This window comes from Gracilibacillus pellucidus (assembly GCF_033949965.1).
GTDB classification, from domain to species: domain Bacteria; phylum Bacillota; class Bacilli; order Bacillales; family Amphibacillaceae; genus Gracilibacillus; species Gracilibacillus pellucidus.
Genome location: NZ_JAWZSR010000006.1, coordinates 161,377 through 181,687, shown reverse-complemented (window position 1 = coordinate 181,687; position 20,311 = coordinate 161,377). Strand labels below are relative to the sequence as shown.

Sequence of the window (20,311 nt, the reverse complement as noted above, 5' to 3'; positions counted from 1 at the left end):
TTGACAAAATAGCTTGAAAATTTGAAAGATTTCAGTTATAGTATTATTTGATTATGATACATAATCTTTACAAAGATTTAAAAAAGGGGGAATTTAAGTGTTTAAATCAAAACGCTTATTATTGTTGTTATCTCTTCTATTCGCGATAACGGTAGTGCTAGCTGCTTGTGCTGGTGATGGTGAGCCAGCTGAAGATACAACAGACGAGAATGATTCAACAGAAGATGGTGGTGGAGAGGGTGCTGGTTCCGGTGACAATGATTTAGTAATTGCAGTACCTTCTGACGTAGTATCGCTTTCACCACAAGGTGAAAATGATACACCATCTACAAATGTACGTACGAATATTTATGAAACATTAACTAACTTAGATGAGAATCAAGAGATTATTCCTGGTTTGGCATCTTCTTGGGATAATGTGGATGATACAACGTGGGAATTTCAGTTAGAAGAGGGAGTTACATTCCATGATGGATCAGATTTCAATGCTGAAGCAGTTAAGAAGAGCTTCGATCGTATGATGGATGAAAAAGTTGCTTCTCCATACCAGTTTTTAGTAGAACAAGTGGAGAGTGTTGAAGTAGTTGATGATTACACAGTTCGCTTTAATTTAGAGTATCCATATGCACCATTATTATCAAACTTAGCACACGGTGGTACAGGTATTATTAGTCCAGATGCGATCGATGCTGATTATGAGCAAATGGAAGACGGTGGCGATCCAGATGCATATATTAACCAAAACCCAAGTGGTACAGGTCCATTTGAATTAGATGAATGGGTTCCAGGTGAAAAAGTAACAATAGCACCATTTGATGGATACTGGGGGGAAAATGCTAAATTAGATTCTGTAACGTTTAAAGTTGTATCTGAGCAAAGTTCACGTGTTGCTGAATTAGAGACAGGTGTATCAGATGTAGCGGATCAAATCGGACCTAATAACCTTGAGCGTGTAGACGGACTTCCAGAAGCGAGTCTATTACAAGAACCAAGTGTTTCTGTCTCTTATATTGGTTTTAATACACAAAAAGAACCTTTCGATGACGAAAGAGTACGTCAAGCACTTTCTATGGCGGTTGATAAAGATCAAATTATTGATGGTGTTATGAATGGTGTTGGACTTCCGGCAATCGGACCTATTGCACCACCAGTATTTGGTTATGATGCAGATATTGAAGGGTTGCCATATGATGTAGAAAAAGCAAAAGAATTGCTTGCAGAAGCAGGCTATGAAGATGGTTTCGAAACGACTATTTGGACAAATGATAATGAGCAACGTGTTGATACAGCAGTTACGTTACAATCACAACTTGCTGAGATTGGCGTAGATGTTAAAGTGGAAGAATTAGAGTGGGGTGCATATTTAGATGGTACTGCTAACGGTGAACATGATATGTTCATCCTTGGTTGGACTACTGTAACAGCTGATGCTGATTATGGTCTGTATCCATTATTCCACAGCTCTCAACATGGTGATCCAGGTAACCGTTCATTCATAGCGGATGACGAGTTAGATAAGTTACTTGATGATGGTCGTCGTGAAACAGACGCAGCGAAACGCCAAGAAATTTATACAGAAGCTCAAGAAAGACTTGTTGAGCTTGCACCAGCAATGTATACACACCACCAAGAGTACTTATTAGGAGTAAAAGACTCTGTAAAAGACTTTAGCGTGGACCCAAATGGTGTTTACCAAATTAAATCTGCTTATATCGAAGAATAATAAAAGAAAAAGGGAGCCAGTTTATTACTTGGCTTCCTTTTTCTTTTTTACCCATAAACTATATCAATTTTGGCGTGCGCAAAAATGAGAAGAGATCGAGTTATATAATTTAATTGGTTGGGATAAGAGAGAGCAAGAGCGGTTATTAGCGTACGAATTAAACATTCTTTATGGTCTAGCTTTCGTAGTGTCCTCCTTCGTCTTGATCGGACTCCTAGAACAACGATTCACAGACATAAGTCCTCTTATTTATGTGGCATACCTTTCTGTTAATGCTTTAATCTATCTATTGCTTGTTCTACTTAGAAATCGTAAAAGTAAAATAGGGAGTGTAGCAAAACGGCGACAAATAAATGCTTCGATGATAAGTAGGAATTTGCATTATGATAAGAGTTATATGAAATTGAATAGTATACAACTGCTAATGACAAGTATAATGGCTATTTTTGTACCGGCAATCATTTGGAATACATATCAGCAAAGCAGTGTGACAAATTTAGGAGGAGTAGTAAATGATAATTTAATGGCAATGCTTCTGATTTTGTTACTTATTAGTTACGGATTAGCATTGTTGACTGTAACAGAAACAATTACTAATTTCTTAACGGTAAGGCGTAACGAGCTACAAACATTAATGACGATTGGATGGAATAAACGAGACATATGGTTTAAATGTAAGAGAAATATCCTTATGGAGTTTTCCGGCAATGTTCATCGGGTATTTAGCAGGAATCGCCATAGCGATAACTTATTTCTTCTTTACCTGGGAGATAGTAGTGTTCGGATTATTAACGTTTGCTGTATTGGCGATTGTTACATTACTTTATACGGCATGGATTACATCACGAGAGTTAGAACGATTATTTAAACGGACACTATCTTCCTGATAAGTTTCACTTGAGAGAAAAAAGCTTTGACAACGATATGTTATCAAAGCTTTTTTCTTATTGTTCAGCAGCGATTTTTTCGATATGATGACATGCTGCGTGATGTCCTTCTACTGCGTTGTCTGTATGACGCAATGTAGGAGCTTCTTTTTTACATAGCTCTGTCGCGAATGGACATCTTGTATGGAACCTACATCCTTGTGGTGGATTAATAGGGGAGGGAACATCTCCTTTTAAGATAATACGCTCCTTCTTCACTTCAGGATCTGGTGTTGGAATCGAAGATAGTAATGCTTTCGTATATGGATGCTGAGGGTTTTCGAATAATGATTTCTTATCAGCAATTTCTACGATCTTACCTAAATACATAACGATAATTCGGTCTGAAATATGACGAACAACACCTAAATCATGTGCAATGAATAAAAAGGTTAGCTTGAACTCTTTTTGTAATTTTTTAAGCAAATTAAGTACTTGTGCTTGAACAGATACGTCTAATGCAGATACTGCTTCGTCACAAATAATTAATTTAGGATCAACAGATAATGCGCGTGCAATACCAATACGTTGTCTTTGGCCACCTGAGAATTCATGTGGGTAACGGTCGATTTGGTCTGCATTTAAACCAACTGTTTCTAAAAGCTCAATTGCTCTAGCACGTCTTTGATCTGTTGGTACAGCGTTTTGGATTGCCATAGCCTCGATTAGAATTTGCGCGACTGTTTGTCTTGGATTCAATGAAGCATATGGATCCTGAAAAATGACCTGCAAGTCTTTACGTTTCTTTCTCATTTCACTTTTGCTTAACGAGAGTAAGTCAACGCCATCAAATTCGATAGCACCTGAAGTTGGTTCGTCTAAGCGAAGAATCGCTCGTCCTGTAGTAGATTTACCACAGCCAGATTCACCAACAACACTTAATGTTTCTCCTTCAAAGATATCAAAGGAAATATCATCTACAGCTTTTACATGGTTGACTGTTCTTCCTAGGAAACCACCCTTAATAGGGAAGTGCTGTTTTAAATTATTCACTTTCAGTAGTTCTTTTTGACTCACGTACATTCACCTCCGGATCTCCATCCCAACGATCAGTATAAATCCAACAACGGATTTCACTGCCATCTTCGTTTGCATCTAATGTCGGTAATTCTTGTGCACAAAGGTCTGTTGCGAACGGGCAACGAGGTGCAAAGCGACAGCCGACAGGCATATCTTTAGGACTTGGTACATTACCTTTAATAGGCTCTAATTCATCAACATCTGTATCATGTCTCGGGATTGAGTTAAGCAATCCGACTGTATATGGATGTTTCGGGGATTTAAAGATAGATTTCACATCTTGGAATTCGACTACTTTCCCACCATACATAACCGCTACATAATCACATGTTTCAGCTACTACACCCATATCATGGGTAATCATAATAACAGACATTCCTAGATCTTTTTGTAAGTCTTTAATTAATTCTAAAATCTGTGCTTGAATCGTCACGTCTAATGCAGTTGTAGGCTCATCAGCAATCAGTAATTCTGGATTACATGCTAATGCCATTGCGATCATTACACGCTGTCTCATACCGCCAGATAACTCGTGTGGATATTGTTTGACACGTTGCTCTGGTGAAGGGATACCAACTAAACTTAATAATTCAATAGCTTTTGTTGTACCAACCTTTTTGTCTAGACCTTGATGGACTTTTAATGTTTCGCGAATTTGTTGTCCGATTGTATAAACGGGATTTAATGAAGTCATTGGTTCTTGGAAGATCATTGAAATCTCGTTACCGCGAATATTACGAATTTCTCTCTCTGACATTTTAGTAAGGTCTTTACCTTTAAAGTTAATTTCACCACCGACAATTTTACCTGGTTTTTCAAGTAGTTGAAGAATCGACATTGCTGTAATACTTTTTCCTGAACCAGATTCTCCAACAATTCCGATAGTTTTTCCTTTTGGAAGTTTGAAGGATACACCATCGACTGCTTTTACTTCAAAATCTTCTAACAAGAAAGATGTCCGTAAATCATTTATATCTAAGATAATTTCTTCACTCATATCGTTCACCTCTTTCTATATGGGATTAATCCATATCAATTCGCTTGTTTAAGAATTTATAAGATATATCGACGAGTAAGTTTACGAAAACGAAGACAACCGAAATGATAAGTACAGACGCCTGTACTACAGGGAAGTCTCTTGCAAGAATTCGATCGACAATTAGTTTACCCATACCATTAATAGCAAAAACGGACTCTGTTAATACTGCACCTGCTAGTAAACTACCAAACTGTAAACCGATAACTGTTACAACTGGTATAAGAGCGTTTTTTAGTGCGTGTCTATAAATAACGACACGTTCTTTTAATCCTTTAGCTCGTGCTGTTCGGATGTAATCTTGTGAAATGACATCAAGCATACTTGATCTAGTCATACGGGCGATAACAGCAGCTCCCATTGAGCCAAGTGTAATAACTGGTAAGATGATTTGTTCTGGCGATCCCCAACCAGTTGGTGGTAACCACCCTAGATTAATAGAGAACCATTGCATCAGCATTAAACCGAACCAGAAGTTAGGCATAGAAAGTCCAAATAATGCGACGATCATAATAGCTACATCTGAAATCGAATATTGTCTCACAGCTGAGATAATACCAGCTATTAATCCGAGAAAAATACTGAATATTGTACTATATACCGCTAACTCAAAGGTGACCCAAAATTTAGGCCATAATTCCGTGCTTACTGGTAAACTAGTTCTCCATGAGTTACCAAAGTCAAATGTGATAACGTTTTTTAAGAATGTAAAATATTGTACAGGAATAGGATCATTTAGTCCTAATCGATCTTCGATTTGCTCAATTGTTTCCTTAGGAGCACCCTCACCAGCCATAATTTGCGCTGGGTTACCAGGAGTAAGGTGCATAAGTGAGAATACAAGAATTGTTACACCTAAGAGAACAGGAATCAATTGAATGACACGTCTGACGATAAATTGAAACATTAGCGCACCTTCTTCCTTTATTTTTTATTCTGCTTTGGATCTAATGCGTCTCGTAGACCATCACCAAAAATATTGAATGCGAGTACAATTAACATGATTACTAAGCCTGGAAATAATGCGATATGTCCTGCATCCCACATATAATCTTTTCCATCACTAAGTAAAGCACCTAATTCAGGAGATGGTGGTTGTTCCCCCATACCTAGAAATGAAAGTCCACTCGCTGTGATAACAGCATTTGCTACAAACAAACTTAATTGCACGATAATTGGTGATAGAATATTCGGAAAAATGTGTTTGAAAATAATTCTTAGGTCTGATGCACCTAAAGCTCTCATTGCATCAATATATTCTAGGTTTTTCGTTCCTAGTGTTGAACCTCGCACTATTCGTGCAAAAGTTGGGATTGCAAATATAGCAATCGCAAAGATGACAGTGGAGCGGCTAGGTTCTAAAATACTAACTAGTGCTAATGCTAGTAATATACCTGGAAAAGCTAGTAATATATCCATCAAACGCATGATGATAGTATCTATTTTTCCACCATAGTACCCAGAGGTGATACCTAGAACAATACCTGCAATACCACCTAACACAGTCGCTGCAAAACCAATCCACATTGTGATTCCAAGTCCATGTATTACTCGTGTAAAGATATCCCTACCGTGGTGATCTGTACCAAACCAATGATCTAGTGACGGACCTTGTAATTTGACAGAATAATCAATCGCTCTAGGATCTAAAGGTGTTAGATATGGTCCAAAGATTGCAATTATAATAAGTAGAAGAATTAAATATCCTCCAACTAGAGCACTTTTGTTTTTTCTAAATTCTTTCATTGTTCTTACCCAAGGACCTTCAGCCTTGGCAGGTTTATTACGTTTCTGATTAATTTGTTCTGCGTTCAAATTGTTACCCCCTTTTATCAAAATCTATCCCCAATTATTATATAGGAAAGCTTGTTTAATGTAAGTAAGCCGTTAAATAATCTAACAAGACATCCCTTGTATATTACAATTGAATCAATCGACCTATTTTTCAGACGAAATAAATTTGTCAAAAATAGTCGTTAATTATCAATTGTAAAAATGCACGATTATTACTATATCATATAAATCAAAATATATTAATAAATTTTTAAAAGTAAAAATATTTTAAGTTTTCAGGTAATTTAATGAAGTACAAGGATTATTGATGAAAGCTAAACATAACAAATGAAAGAGCGCTAATATTAGCACTCTTTCATTTAACTTGTTTAAGCATTAATTTCTAACAATTAAAACATCGCATTTAGCATAGCGTGTGATACTTTCTGATACACTACCTATTAAAAATCTTTCTACTGCATTCAATCCAGTTGCACCACAGATAATTAAGTCTGCTTCAAAGTTTTTTGCAAGATCCTTTGGGATTTTTATTTTAGGTGAACCGATTTCTACATGTGTTGTAACATTTGTAATGCCTCTATCATGTGCTTTTTGTTTATATTCATCTAATAATGCTTGTGCGTAATTTTCGGAACGATTAGCGAGTGATTGGTCATACACCTCTGGAGCGACAGTTGTAATCGTCCTCGTATCAATTACATGTGCTAACAACATTTTTGCGTTATTGCGAAGGACAACTTCCACTGCTTTCTTAAATGCTAACTCTGATGCATCAGAGCCATCGACTGCCACCAGTACTCGATCATATTCAAAACTCATACTAACCTCTCCCTTCAATACTTCTCTTTCATTATAACATGTATGCGCTTTCTTGTTAAGGAAGAATAGTAAATTCCTTCTCACTAATAAATACCACCAGAAATGTAAAATAAAATACATTTTCACTATATAATAATAGAAAAAATACGAACGATCATGTAACATATATGATGAGAATATAATAAATGATCGTATGCTCGGAAATTTCCTACTTGATGTTGTGGGTAGTGAAGGTAAGGAGGAAGTGAAGATGGGACATGCCTTTATTACGGCTGGGACCAAGGGATTGGGTTTGAAAGTTACAGAAGCGTTCCTAAAAGAAGGACATACGGTTTCAATTACATACTATCAAGATAAACAACGGGCACAAGATATAGCGAAAAAATTTCCTGCTTCATCAATTGAAATAATGCAAGCGGATGTATGTAGTAAAGAAAATTTGACGAATGCAGTAAAACAAGCAGAAAAAAGGTTCGGTTCAATTGATTATGTCATTAATAATGCTGGACCATTTATATTTGAAAGAAAAAAATTAATCGATCATACAGAAGAAGAGTGGAACCAAATGATGCGTGGTAATCTGGATGCAGTGTTTCATTTACTGAAATTAACAATACCTAATATGCGAAAACAACATTTTGGTCGGATTGTCAATTATGGATTCCAAAATGCTGGTGGAGCTGCTGGTTGGATTAATCGGGCAGCATTTTCAGCAGCAAAAGTTGGTTTAGTATCTTTGACGAAAACCATTGCATATGAAGAAGCAGAATATGGTATTACTGCTAATATGGTTTGTCCAGGAGATATTGTAGGGGAAATGAAAGAATCTTCTATTGAAGATAGTAGACAAAAGCAAGATTCTTATACGCCAATCGGTCGCTCTGGAACAGGAGAAGATATCGCAAGAACTGTTATGTTTTTCTGTCAGGATGATGCGGATATGGTAACGGGAACAGTTGTTGATGTAACAGGTGGGTTAGATGTTATACATCAGCATCGATAAATTTTTTATAAATAGTAAAAAAAGTGAAACTTCGTTTCGTTTTGATCGTATGTAAGTATATAAGAGTTTTACTTTGTTACTATCGAATGAGTAATAGCTAGGCTAAGCTTATATGTAAGATTACTTAGGAGGAGATAAATATGTTTCAATTTTTCAAAAGAGTCAAAACTGTTGTGAGTTCTGAATTAAATTCTATGTTAGACAGGGCAGAAGATCCGGTGAAAATGCTTGACCAATTCATGCGTGATATGGAATCAGATATCCGCGAAGTGGAGTCAGCTGTCGCTAAGCAAATTGCGAATGAAAAAATGTTAAAAAGAAAATCTGATGATGCGCAAGCTATCGTTGATAAGCGTTTAGCACAAGCAGAAAAAGCGATTGAAGCAGGTAATGAAGATCTTGCTCGTCGTGCTCTAGCTGATAAAAATGAACAAGAGCAAACAGCGGTATCATTACGAGAATCTTGGGAGCGTGCTAAGCAGGATGCAGATCAGCTTCGCGAGAAATTAGATGAAATGAAGAAAGAATATCAGCAAATGCAATTGAAGAAAGATTCCTTGAAAGCAAGAGCAGAATCTGCTAAAACTCGTACAAAGATGAATCGTACTATGTCATCAATTGGTAACGATGCTTCTAAACAAGGGTTCCAACGTATGGAGGAAAAAGTTCTTCAATTTGAAGCAGAAGCAGATACAAGTGATGATCTTTCGGCTGCAAGCAGATCATTAGATGATGAATTAGATGCATTATCAAGCCATGATGTCGATGATGAGCTAGCTGCATTGAAAAAGAAATTAGGTAAAGAATAATAAGTAAAGAGGATTCCGACAATGGTGTTGGAATCCTCTTTTTAGTATGGATTTTAATAAAACGAAAATAGTTGGAAAGTAAATCGGATATTCAATATACTGTATGTAGAAAGATAAATATATGGAGAAGAAGGAGTGGATTGGAAGATGAAAGTATCGTTTCACGGACAAGCATGTGTCAAAATCCAAACAGAGAATCACACTATTTTAATTGATCCGTTTATCACGGGTAACGGATTAAGTGATTTAAAGTCGGGGCAACAAAATCCTGATGTTATTCTTTTAACGCATGGACACAATGATCATGTGGGAGATACAATCAGTATTGCTGAACGTACGAATTGTCTAGTGGTTGCCCCGAATGAATTAGCAAGTTACTTAGCGTCAAGGGGATTAAATACACATCCAATGCATATCGGTGGTTCTCATACTTTTGCGTTTGGTAGGGTGAAGTTTACTCCAGCATTTCACGGATCGATGTTCGAAGATGAAGAGGGGAATCGAATTTACGGTGGGATGCCAGCCGGAATTCTATTTTTTGCGGAAGGGAAGACTGTCTATCATGCAGGAGATACAGCGCTTTTCTCTGATTTGAAATTAATTGGCGAACTGAACAATATTGATCTTGCTTTCTTACCAATTGGTGATAATTTCACAATGGGACCTGAAGATGCGTTGATCGCAGCAGACTGGGTTAATGCTAAACAAGTTGTACCGATGCATTATAATACCTTCCCATTAATCGAACAAGATGGAGAAGCATTTTGTCAAAATGTCAAAACAGGTGAAGGTCTACATTTAGAACCAGGAGAATCTGTAGAACTATAATAAAAGGGGTTGGAGTCCTCTTTTATTCACAGTAGTTCATACCTCCACTTCAAACTTCAAGTTCAATAAGGAAGCCTAAGTGGAGGGTGAATGAACGCTACTTTTCTGATAAGTTCTACTTTATTATGAAAGAATAATACAGATTATAAAAGAAGTAATAAAACAGCCTAAAGGATAAGTTGATTCATAAAGCCTAAAAACATAATGTTTTAAGAAAAAATTGAATATTGAAAAGAACAACTGTATAATAAAAAGAGAGAAAAAATATTAGTACAGATGAAAGAATGGTGAGCAACGATTGGCGACAAAACATGAACAAATTTTATCCTTTATTGAATCTCTAAAAGTAGGTAGTAAAATATCTGTAAGGCAAATTGCCAAAGAGCTTAATGTAAGTGAAGGGACAGCTTATCGTGCTATTAAAGAAGCGGAAAACAATGGATTAGTTAGCACTATCGAGCGTGTTGGAACCATTCGAATCGAGCGCAAACAAAAAGAAAACTTTGAAAATTTAACTTTTGCTGAAATTGTAAGCATTGTCGATGGACAAGTGCTTGGCGGGAGAGATGGTTTGTATAAGACGTTGAACAAATTTGTCATTGGTGCGATGAAGCTAGATGCGATGATGCGTTATACGGAGAAGGATTCACTACTAATAGTGGGAAACCGTACGGAAGCACATCAATTAGCATTAAAAGAAGGTGCAGCAGTATTAATAACTGGTGGATTCGATACGGATGATGAAACAAAACAATTAGCAGATCAAAAACAATTACCGATTATTTCTACGAGTTATGACACGTTTACAGTTGCAGCAATGATCAATAGAGCTATTTATGATCAATTGATCAAAAAAGAAATTGTCTTAGTCGGCGATATTTATACGAAGATAGAAGATACATTTTTTTTAAAAACGAGAGATCAAGTAGCTAAATGGTATGAATGGGAAGAGAAAACAACGCATAGTCGTTATCCAGTTGTCGATGATAAAAATAAAGTGGTTGGAATGGTTACGTCTAAGGATGTAATAGGTCGAAAAATGGATATGCATATTGATAAAGTAATGACGAAAAACCCATTGACTGTAATGAAAGAAACATCGTTAGCATATGCTGCCCATATGATGGTATGGGAAGGTATTGAGATAATGCCTGTAGTAGATTCACATCATCAGTTAGAAGGGTTAATTTCTCGTCAGGATGTATTAAAGGCTCTTCAACATATTCAAAAACAACCACAAGTAGGAGAAACAATTGATGACATTGTTTCTAATAGTTTTGAAGATCCGCAACAAGAACAGCAAAGTGCTGCTTTTCAAGCGAAGATTACACCGCAAATGACTAGTCAACTCGGAACACTTTCTTATGGTGTTTTAGTATCATTTGTCATTGAATCTGCACGCAGAATGTTACGAGATCAGAAGAAAGGAGATCTTGTAGTCGAGAATATAACCGTTTATTTCTTAAAGCCTATTCAATTAGATACAACAGTTACTTTCCAACCTAAAATGATTGATGTCGGTAGGAAATCCGCGAAGATTGATGTGGAAGTTTTTCATGATAAGAAGGTAGTTGGGAAAGCTTTACTAATGGCGCAGTTAATTGAACGATAAGTAAAAACCACTCCAAGAAGATTAAAGGAGTGGTTAATTTGTTAAGAGCGTCCTACTTCTACTCTTTTTTGATATTCCTTTTTATAATGGGAAAGTCGTTTGTAACCTGCATAACCTTGCATAATACCAAAGAACAGAAAAATAATAGTAATAAATAATGATAGCTGTGTTTCGTAAAATAAGTATTGATTGATTCCGAAAAAACTAATAAAAACGCCAAGAGCAATACGGGCTTTTGCGTTTTTAATCTCTTTTTTCAGTGGTTCAGGCTCATTAGCGATCATTATTTTATAGTAAAGATACATAAAAATCGATATAATAATGACAACTGGAAAAATAATCATGATATAATCCTCCATTTAAAAGGTATCTGCTAGATTAAAATACCTTTTTATTGTATCGTGAGTATATCAGAAATGCTAGGAAAAAATAACAGATGATGAAAAAGGAGTTTACATATGACAGAAGCAACGCAAATTCTAGAAAAGATAAAACAATATCAATCAATTATTATTCATCGTCATGTACGACCGGATCCAGATGCGTTTGGATCTCAAAATGGTCTGGCAGAAATCATTAAAGCAAGCTTTCCTGACAAAGAGGTCTATGTGGTTGGGGAAGATGATAGCTCGCTATCATTCTTGGCAACAATGGATCAAGTCAAGGATGAGCAATTTACTGAATCACTTGTCATTGTGTGTGATACAGCTAATCAGGAACGGATTGATGATGATAGATACAAATTAGCGAAAGAAGTAATCAAAATTGATCACCACCCCGTAGTCGATCCGTATGGAGTAGTTCAGTGGGTGGATGTACAGTCAAGTTCTACAAGTGAAATGATTTATCATTTTTATATGAAAGAAAAAGAACAAGGCTTACAAATGACAGATAGAGCTGCCTTCTTACTATACAGCGGAATTGTCGGAGATACTGGACGCTTTCTTTTTCCAAGTACAAAGGAACGAACATTCCGTTATGCAGCTGAACTAGTTGGATACGATTTTGACCGAACTGCGATGTATGAAGAAATGTATAAAACAAGTCTTAATATAGCTAGGTTGAAGGGCTATATTTTGCAAAATATTCGTGTTTCCCCACAAGGTGTGAGTTATGTTAAGTTGACGAAGGAAGTGATGGATCAATTTGATGTGAAGCCATCTGAGACTGGCGCAGTTGTTGGTGTCCTTGGAGACGTGGAAGGGATAAAAGCATGGGCAATTTTCGTAGAGGAAGAAACGGTTATTCGTGTTCGGATTCGTTCGAAGGGACCTGTTATTAACCAAGTAGCCGCAAAATATGAAGGTGGCGGACACCCACTTGCTTCAGGAGCAAAGATTCATCAATGGGAAGATGTAGAGAACGTAATAGCAGATTTAGAAGAAGTCTGTAAGTAGCTCTGTTTTCTCATTCCCGAAACAGTCATACTTATTAGATTGCGAGAAGAGAAATCATACACTTGATGAACAGGAGAAGTGAACGCTGATTCATGTATGTTACTTGATGAGATGTACTCACTTGACCTGTTCATTTAACACGTGAATATGAATTAATGCGATTGCTTCTCTGTTATTAAGGCTCTGCTTTCTTTAGCTCGATAGCTAGTTGGATTGTTTCTGATATAATGATTCTTTTGACTTCAGCTTGGAAACGAAAATCATCAATATTGATCGTTTTATTTTCGATGGTGGATATAAGTAACCCTACCGAATTAGCTAACTCATCAACACTTTTACCAATAGCTTCAGTGGCTTCTGCTCGAATTGCTTCTTCTAATTGATGTATCATAATCCGATCATTTTCTAAATGAAGTTCTTCCAAATTTAATAAATCGATGGAAATCTCTGATACTTGTATACCTTTTTTCGCTTGTTCATCAAGTGCTTCATGATTTTGTTGTAAATTTTCATAGGTTTGTTTTAAATCTTGTAGTTCGCCTCGTAAGGTAATGTTTTCTTCAATCCAATTTTCTTGTAATTGTCCGAACATATAAATGAAAATAAGGTAGCCGATAATAGTTCCCGATGCGACACCTGCTAGGAATCGTTGCCATTCTGGGCGTTTATGATAGGGAGGGATGTGCATCATTCTATCTCCTCTTGAATAATCCATTCAATAATTAAAAGAGCTGTATTGGCCCCACCCATTGCAGTAATGATGAGTACGATTTGTTTAACTAAATCAATAGTAGATCCTTCTAATATGCCTCGTTCAAAATTATAAATGGCGTCAAACGTACCACCAATAGCAGCAACAATTGCCCATATTCGAAGGTTTTTGGCAATTCGATTGATTTGGGTGAAGGGCGGGTCACCGGTAAGAAAAGCACCAATGCTACCGATTAATGAACCACCGATCATGACGCCGAGAGCAATAAAGAAGCATTGAATGATTGTCACTATAAATCGCTCCTCCATTTTTAGCCCTCCTTGAAAAAGTAGTTATTACAATATATGTGCGCTTGTCCGCTATATGTTTAAAAAGTGTAAAACTGCTTTTGTGAGGGAAATCTGTTATCTTAAATAGACGAGAAGGTTCTTTTCATGTGCACGTAATGGAAAAGGAGAAAGGAAAGTATATGGTTAAAAGCCTTTTAATAGCTTAGTAGACGGAGTTTAACAAGCCATCAATCTAGAAATGATTAGTTGCAATATCGTAGGATTTCACATATAATATTAGTATTTTCAAGACGGAACAGAACGTTTGCTCGTATGTAGGGGGTGGAAGTATGTCAGGTTTTGCTGCGTTACAAGTTAAGAGTGGTTATTCCTTTATGAATAGTACGATTCAAATAGCACCGTTAATACAAAAAGCAAAAGACTACGGTTATCAGCATCTTGCATTAACGGATGAAGGAACAATGTATGGAGCGATTTCTTTTTATCAAGCATGCAAGAATGCGGGAATTAATCCGATTATTGGTTTGAAGTTTCAAGTGGAAATTAATGATCAAGTTACAGATATCATTAGTTTAGCGAAAAATAAGCTTGGTTATCAGCACCTTTTGCAAATAAGCACAGATATTCAGCATGATAAAAAAATAACACTTTCTATGTTAGGATCATTTGATCATGCGTTGATAACAATAGTACCTGCCGAGCAATGGCAATTAAGCGAGATAGCGTCTAATTTACAAGTAATCAATGATCAGACACGACTTCAACAGCTTTTTTTAGGAATAAATGAACAAATGATTACCTATCGTCAGCAGCTAGAACCTCTTCCAATTCGTAAGGTGGCGTTATCTGATGTCCGATATTTAAATGTGCAAGATATGACAGCGTTCAGCAGTCTGCAAGCAATTGCCCAAGGTATCAAATGGAACAGTTCTATGCTAGAAAATGTGCAAGGTACCCATCTACAAGCACCAGAGGAACTGGAGAGCGCTTTTTATGCTTGGCCAGAGTTGCTAACAGAGGCGAACAATTTAGCGAACATGTGCCAAATAGAATTACAGTTAGGAAAGACGCTTTTGCCAAAATTCCCTGTACCAAATGAGATGCATGCAGATCGCTATTTAGAAGAGATGTGTCATCGCTCTCTAGAGCTTAAATATGAAGTGGTGACAACGGAGATTAAAGAGCGCCTAAATTATGAATTAGATGTTATCCAATCAATGGGATTTAGTGATTACTTCTTGATAGTTTGGGATTTTGTTCAATATGCAAAGGATAATCAGATAATGGTTGGACCTGGTCGTGGTTCTGCAGCAGGTTCACTTGTTGCTTATTTGTTAGGCATAACAGATGTGGATCCTATTCAGTACAATTTGTTATTCGAGCGATTTTTAAACCCGGAACGAGTTAGTATGCCGGATATTGATATTGATTTTTCAGATGAGAAAAGGGATCAAGTTATCCAATATGTAGTGGAGAAATATGGTTCGGACCATGTGGCACAAATTATCACTTTTGGTACATTTGCGGCTAGATCGCTGTTACGTGAGCTTTTTAAAGTATTGGACATTCATGACAATGATCAAGCATATATTTTAAAATCTTTGCCCAAAGATAGTAATAGTACGATTGCGGCCTTATTAAAGCAGTCACCAGACTTAACTGAATATGTAAAGCAGTCAGAGCAATTGAAGCGACTTTTTAAAATTGCTAATCAGTTAGAAGGATTGCCGAGACATGCTTCGACACACGCTGCAGGTGTCATCATTAGTGAAGATCGTCTAACGGAACATGTAGCAACATTGCCTGCACATAGTGGCATTGAATTAACGCAATATCCAATGAAGGATTTAGAGAAAATTGGTTTGTTGAAAATGGATTTCCTTGGGCTGCGTAATCTTACGTTAATTGAGAAGATTCTGAAGCAAATTGAGTTTCATTATAAAATATCCATTTCCTTAGAAAATATTCCATTTGATGATGTGAACACCTTTCATCTGTTACAAAAGGGCGAAACAAATGGTGTGTTTCAGTTAGAATCGCAAGGAATGCAGAATGTACTAAAAGAACTCAAACCGACTAATTTTGAAGATATTGTGGCAGTAAATGCTTTATATCGTCCAGGGCCAATGGAGTTTATTCCAACTTACATTGAAAGAAAACATCAGAAAAGGCCAATTCCTTCTGTGCACCCAGATGTGGATGCCATTTTACAAACAACGTATGGTGTCCTTCTATATCAAGAACAGATTATCCAAACCGTCCATCAGATGGCAGGCTTTACGTATGGAGAAGCGGATATTCTAAGAAGAGCGGTAAGTAAGAAGGATAAACAGTTGCTGATGGATAATAAGCAAAAGTTTATTCATGGTAGTTTGCAGAATGGTTATACTAAAAAGACGGCTGAGGAAGTGTTTGATTGGATTGTTCGTTTTAGTAACTATGGATTTAATAGAAGCCATGCTGTTGCATATAGTGTGATTGCATATCAATTAGCTTATTTAAAAGCTAATTACCCATTAGCATTCTTTGTAGAAATGTTAAGCATGCATACAGGTAATACGGAAAAAATTCAACTGTATCTACGTGAAGCAAAGGGGCGAGGTATTACCATTTTGCCACCATCTATTAACGAAAGTATTGGTAAGTTTAAGATTGAAAAAGGTGGAATTAGGCTTGGATTAACATTGATCAAAGGGATCGGGTATCAAGTTGTACAGCCAATAATAGATGCTCGTAAAAATCAACTATTTAGAAATTTATTTGATTTTTGTTTGAAAGTGCCTATGAAGCAAATTAATCGGTCCGTGATGGAAGCCCTCATTTTAGCTGGAACATTTGATGAATTACATGATAACCGTGCAACACTTTTAGCTAGTCTCGATGAAGCGATTGAGCAGGGAGAACTGTTCAAGGAATTTGATGATCAGCTTCAGTTATTAGAAGGTGACCTTGCATTGGATGTTTCTTATACGGAGACCGAACCATTACCAGCTATCAAACAATTAATGATGGAAAAAGAAGTGATTGGTTTTTATGTTTCTAGACACCCATTAGCACAAGTGCGAGATAACATTAGACAATACGGCTATATCCAAATACAGCAAGCATACTCTTTGAACCACCGAATGATTAAAATGGCAGTCGTTGTACAAGGATTAAAAGTAATCCGAACTAAAAAAGGCGAGTCAATGGCTTTTGCTACTCTTTCGGATGAATCTGGTGAACTAGATGCTGTCTTGTTTCCGCAAGTGTATAGACAAGTAAATCACTGGTTAGAAGAGGATGGGTTTGTATTTGTAGAAGGAAAACTAGAGGAACGAAATGGCAAGAAACAACTAATTATAAATGTAATAGAACCATATCAACTAGAAGAAAAGCAACTTACGACAGATAGTGTGTACATTAAAATAGCTGAAAAGAGCGATGCATTACTTGAGAAAATAGAAGAGTTAGCAACCAAATATCCCGGTGCTTCAACCATTTATTTATATCAAGAGGAGCCTCGACAACTATTTAAATTATCCAGCAGATATAATGTAGATACAGTATGGAATGTCGTAAAAGAGCTGAAACAATATTTTGGTGATGATAATGTAGTCGTTAAACATGAATAGATGGCATGTTTTCATATTTAATCGTGGTGTGAACGGGTGCTAACTTCGGTCAATCATAAGCTGGATGAACAACGTCTGAAGAAGAGTGAAAAGAAAAATACGGTCACTCATTCTGCATTCCTGTATGGATTCAGGGGATATATTTTTTTTCATTCGCAGCCATAAACTATTCGTGTTATCTTTATTACGATTTACCCCCGCTTTACATCATTATTTGATCTGATATAATGTAATAGTTAATTGGTCTGACCACTCTTATGATAGTAGCAGGAGGAAATTAATGTCAGAGCGCATAAAAGTGTATCAGCAAGTATTAAATGAAATTCAACGTCTTATTAAAGAAGACGGATATATTCCTGGAGATAAGTTGCCTTCAGAACGGCAACTTTCTGTGCAATTAAATACAGCCCGCTCCTCTGTTCGCGAAGCTTTGCGAGCTATTGAATTATTAGGAATTATTGAAACAAGACAGGGAGAGGGCACATATTTAAGAGACTATCAGACATATCAGGCAGTACAATTACTAGCGTCATTTGTTTTGCAAAATACACATGTTTTAGAAGAGTTGCAACAAGCGAAACAAGTGTTAGAAAATCATGTATTGCAGTCAGCTAGGTTAACAGAAGAACAATTAGAGCAGATTAAAGAAGTTTTAAGGGATCCAAGTTTATCGAATGAAGAAAAGCATCATCGCTTTTTTGTCCTTTTTTTCGAAGCTAATAATAATCAGCTTTTGTTGCAAGTGTGGCGACTCATGCAAGATTTCTCAGATAATATGGATCAAACGATCTATCCCGAACAATATTATTATGATGCAATTAAAAAATACAATGAAACAATCGAATAAGCATATAAAGGTTTGAATACATTGTAGTGTAATGAAGAAGGAGGAATCTTCCTTGTTGAATTTGTTTGGAAACAGGAAAAAATATGCATCCATACCTGCAGAGCATGGTAAGAAAGATGTGCCACAAGGGTTAATGAAAAAATGTGATGGATGTAAGAAAATATTTTATCAAAAAGATTTAGTAAAACATTTAAATGTTTGTCCGGAATGTGGACATCACCATCGAATTTCGGCCCATCAACGTATAGCAAGTTTATTTGATGAGGGAACATTTACAGAATGGGATGAGGATTTAGTATCAGAAAATCCGTTGAACTTCCCCGAATATGAGGAAAAAGTAGAGAAGGACCGCAATAAAACTGGTCTAAACGAAGCTGTAGTGACTGGTGAAGGTCAAATTCATGGTAGAAAAGCTGCAGTTGCTATCATGGATGCTAGTTTTAGGATGGGTAGTATGGGCTCTGTCGTTGGTGAAAAAATTGCTAGAGCAATCGAACGTGCACGTGTTCAACAAATACCTATTATTATTTTTACTGCCTCTGGTGGAGCGCGAATGCAAGAAGGTATACTTAGCTTAATGCAAATGGCGAAAACATCAATGGCTATTCAACGTCTTCATAAAGAAAATGGCTTGTTTATTTCGATAATGACGAATCCTACAACTGGTGGAGTATCGGCAAGTTTTGCTTCAATTGGGGATTATAATTTCGCTGAACCAGGAGCATTAATTGGTTTTGCTGGAAGAAGAATTATTGAACAAACTATTCGAGAAAAGTTACCGAAAGATTTTCAAACAGCTGAATTCCAATTAAATAATGGACAAGTTGATAAAATCATTCCTCGTGAAGAAATGCGTGATACGTTAGGTACGATACTAGAGATTCATGGTTGTGGAGGTGAGTCAGTTGAAACACGTGCTTGAGTTTGAAAAACCGGTAGTTGAATTACGAGATAAGATTGAAGAACTTAAAGCAATAACGAAAGATAGTGATATTGATTTGTCAGATGAAATAAAAAAAATGGAAGACCGTTTAGCAAGGCTAGAAAATGATATTTACGGTCAATTAAAGCCTTGGGATCGTGTGCAGATCGCTCGTCATCCAGAACGTCCAACATCATTGGATTATATTGAGCAATTATTTACTAATTTTATTGAATTTCATGGAGACCGTTTCTTTGGAGACGACGAAGCGATGGTAGCAGGTATTGCCAAGTATAAAGATAAGCCCGTAACAATTATTGGACATCAACGAGGTAAAAATACGAAAGATAAGATAAAACGTAATTTCGGTATGCCACATCCAGAAGGGTATCGCAAAGCTTTACGTCATATGAAACAAGCAGAAAAATTCAACCGACCAATTATTACGTTTATTGATACAACAGGCGCTTATCCAGGGAAAGCGGCAGAAGAACGTGGCCAAAGTGAAGCTATCGCGAAAAATTTAATGGAGATGTCTGGTATTAGTGTACCAATTATCTGTGTTGTTATCGGTGAAGGTGGTAGTGGTGGTGCGTTAGGCATCGGTGTTGGTGACAGAATTCATATGCTAGAAAATTCTACGTATTCTGTTATTTCCCCAGAGGGAGCTGCTGCTCTTTTATGGAAAGACTCTACTCAAGCAGAAAGAGCTGCTCAATCATTAAAAATTACAGCACCAGATTTAAAAGAATTAGGTGTTATTGATGAAGTAATCGCGGAACCATTAGGTGGGGCACACCGCGACCTTGTCACACAAACATTAAGTATCAGTAAAGTGTTAGATGAATCACTATCAGAATTAGAAGCGGAATCAGAAGCTTCTTTACTAGATAAGCGTTGGGACAAATATAAAAAAATCGGCGAAATCCAATCAACATTGGAAACAGTCGAATTATAGG

Annotated in this window: 19 protein-coding genes; 11 read left to right on the top strand and 8 right to left on the bottom strand. The window is 36.6% G+C overall.

The features are described 5' to 3' along the window. Positions 1-97: 97 nt before the first annotated feature. Both SH601_RS12065 and SH601_RS12060 read left to right on the top strand, forming a co-directional pair. On the top strand, positions 98-1,723 hold the full coding sequence (locus SH601_RS12065; protein ID WP_319958566.1) for a glutathione ABC transporter substrate-binding protein: 1,626 nt from the start codon (positions 98-100) through the stop codon (positions 1,721-1,723). Between the two features lie 707 nt (positions 1,724-2,430). Then, complete coding sequence (locus SH601_RS12060) at positions 2,431-2,610, top strand: hypothetical protein (protein WP_319958565.1); 180 nt, start codon at positions 2,431-2,433, stop codon at positions 2,608-2,610. 57 nt (positions 2,611-2,667) lie between these two features. Here SH601_RS12060 and SH601_RS12055 read toward each other — a convergent pair whose 3' ends face one another. The 5 genes from SH601_RS12055 to SH601_RS12035 form a co-directional block, all read right to left on the bottom strand. After that, entirely contained in the window at positions 2,668-3,672 is a 1,005-nt protein-coding gene (locus SH601_RS12055; protein WP_319958564.1) for an ABC transporter ATP-binding protein, read from the bottom strand. After that, positions 3,635-4,666 (bottom strand): ABC transporter ATP-binding protein, encoded by a 1,032-nt coding sequence (locus tag SH601_RS12050; protein WP_319958563.1) that lies wholly within the window; start codon positions 4,664-4,666, stop codon positions 3,635-3,637. The genes SH601_RS12055 and SH601_RS12050 overlap by 38 nt, the downstream gene beginning before the upstream one ends. A gap of 25 nt (positions 4,667-4,691) precedes the next feature. Further along, positions 4,692-5,612 carry an ABC transporter permease gene (locus SH601_RS12045; RefSeq protein WP_319958562.1) on the bottom strand — a complete coding sequence of 307 codons (921 nt, stop codon included), beginning with the start codon at positions 5,610-5,612 and terminating at the stop codon, positions 4,692-4,694. A gap of 17 nt (positions 5,613-5,629) precedes the next feature. Further along, on the bottom strand, positions 5,630-6,520 hold the full coding sequence (locus SH601_RS12040) for an ABC transporter permease (protein WP_319958561.1): 891 nt from the start codon (positions 6,518-6,520) through the stop codon (positions 5,630-5,632). A 354-nt stretch (positions 6,521-6,874) separates the two neighbouring features. Beyond that, on the bottom strand, positions 6,875-7,318 hold the full coding sequence (locus SH601_RS12035) for a universal stress protein (RefSeq protein ID WP_319958560.1): 444 nt from the start codon (positions 7,316-7,318) through the stop codon (positions 6,875-6,877). A gap of 250 nt (positions 7,319-7,568) precedes the next feature. On the opposite strand from SH601_RS12035, the gene SH601_RS12030 reads away from it, so the two are divergent. The 4 genes from SH601_RS12030 (at position 7,569) to SH601_RS12015 (ending at position 11,570) form a co-directional block, all read left to right on the top strand. Next, positions 7,569-8,321, top strand: coding sequence for an SDR family oxidoreductase (locus tag SH601_RS12030; RefSeq protein WP_319958559.1), 753 nt, complete (start codon positions 7,569-7,571; stop codon positions 8,319-8,321). Positions 8,322-8,461: 140 nt separating this feature from the next. Then, the gene (locus tag SH601_RS12025; protein WP_319958558.1) at positions 8,462-9,130 is read left to right on the top strand and encodes a PspA/IM30 family protein; all 669 of its coding nucleotides are present in this window, start codon (positions 8,462-8,464) and stop codon (positions 9,128-9,130) included. Between the two features lie 147 nt (positions 9,131-9,277). Then, a complete protein-coding gene (locus SH601_RS12020; RefSeq protein WP_319958582.1) occupies positions 9,278-9,958 on the top strand; it encodes a metal-dependent hydrolase in 681 nt (226 codons plus the stop codon). A 298-nt stretch (positions 9,959-10,256) separates the two neighbouring features. Next, positions 10,257-11,570 (top strand): DRTGG domain-containing protein, encoded by a 1,314-nt coding sequence (locus SH601_RS12015; RefSeq protein WP_319958557.1) that lies wholly within the window; start codon positions 10,257-10,259, stop codon positions 11,568-11,570. 41 nt (positions 11,571-11,611) lie between these two features. Here SH601_RS12015 and SH601_RS12010 read toward each other — a convergent pair whose 3' ends face one another. Further along, on the bottom strand, positions 11,612-11,914 hold the full coding sequence (locus tag SH601_RS12010; protein WP_319958556.1) for a YtpI family protein: 303 nt from the start codon (positions 11,912-11,914) through the stop codon (positions 11,612-11,614). Positions 11,915-12,028: 114 nt separating this feature from the next. On the opposite strand from SH601_RS12010, the gene SH601_RS12005 reads away from it, so the two are divergent. Beyond that, positions 12,029-12,967, top strand: a complete 939-nt coding sequence (locus SH601_RS12005) for a DHH family phosphoesterase (protein WP_319958555.1) — start codon at positions 12,029-12,031, stop codon at positions 12,965-12,967. A 175-nt stretch (positions 12,968-13,142) separates the two neighbouring features. On the opposite strand, the gene ytrI is transcribed toward SH601_RS12005, so the two are convergent. Beyond that, positions 13,143-13,658, bottom strand: coding sequence for a sporulation membrane protein YtrI (gene ytrI / locus SH601_RS12000; protein ID WP_319958554.1), 516 nt, complete (start codon positions 13,656-13,658; stop codon positions 13,143-13,145). Further along, the gene (gene ytrH / locus SH601_RS11995) at positions 13,655-13,987 is read right to left on the bottom strand and encodes a sporulation membrane protein YtrH (RefSeq protein WP_319958553.1); all 333 of its coding nucleotides are present in this window, start codon (positions 13,985-13,987) and stop codon (positions 13,655-13,657) included. Before ytrH ends, ytrI begins: the two co-directional genes overlap by 4 nt. A gap of 311 nt (positions 13,988-14,298) precedes the next feature. Here ytrH and dnaE point away from each other — a divergent pair, with 311 nt between their 5' ends. The 4 genes from dnaE to accA all read left to right on the top strand — a co-directional run bounded on the left by dnaE (position 14,299) and on the right by accA (position 20,310). Then, complete coding sequence (dnaE, locus tag SH601_RS11990; protein ID WP_319958551.1) at positions 14,299-17,583, top strand: DNA polymerase III subunit alpha; 3,285 nt, start codon at positions 14,299-14,301, stop codon at positions 17,581-17,583. A 280-nt stretch (positions 17,584-17,863) separates the two neighbouring features. Then, positions 17,864-18,430, top strand: coding sequence for a FadR/GntR family transcriptional regulator (locus SH601_RS11985; RefSeq protein ID WP_319958550.1), 567 nt, complete (start codon positions 17,864-17,866; stop codon positions 18,428-18,430). A 31-nt stretch (positions 18,431-18,461) separates the two neighbouring features. Then, positions 18,462-19,352, top strand: a complete 891-nt coding sequence (accD, locus tag SH601_RS11980) for an acetyl-CoA carboxylase, carboxyltransferase subunit beta (RefSeq protein ID WP_319958549.1) — start codon at positions 18,462-18,464, stop codon at positions 19,350-19,352. Then, entirely contained in the window at positions 19,315-20,310 is a 996-nt protein-coding gene (gene accA, locus SH601_RS11975; protein ID WP_413775118.1) for an acetyl-CoA carboxylase carboxyl transferase subunit alpha, read from the top strand. Before accD ends, accA begins: the two co-directional genes overlap by 38 nt. Position 20,311 lies beyond the last annotated feature (1 nt).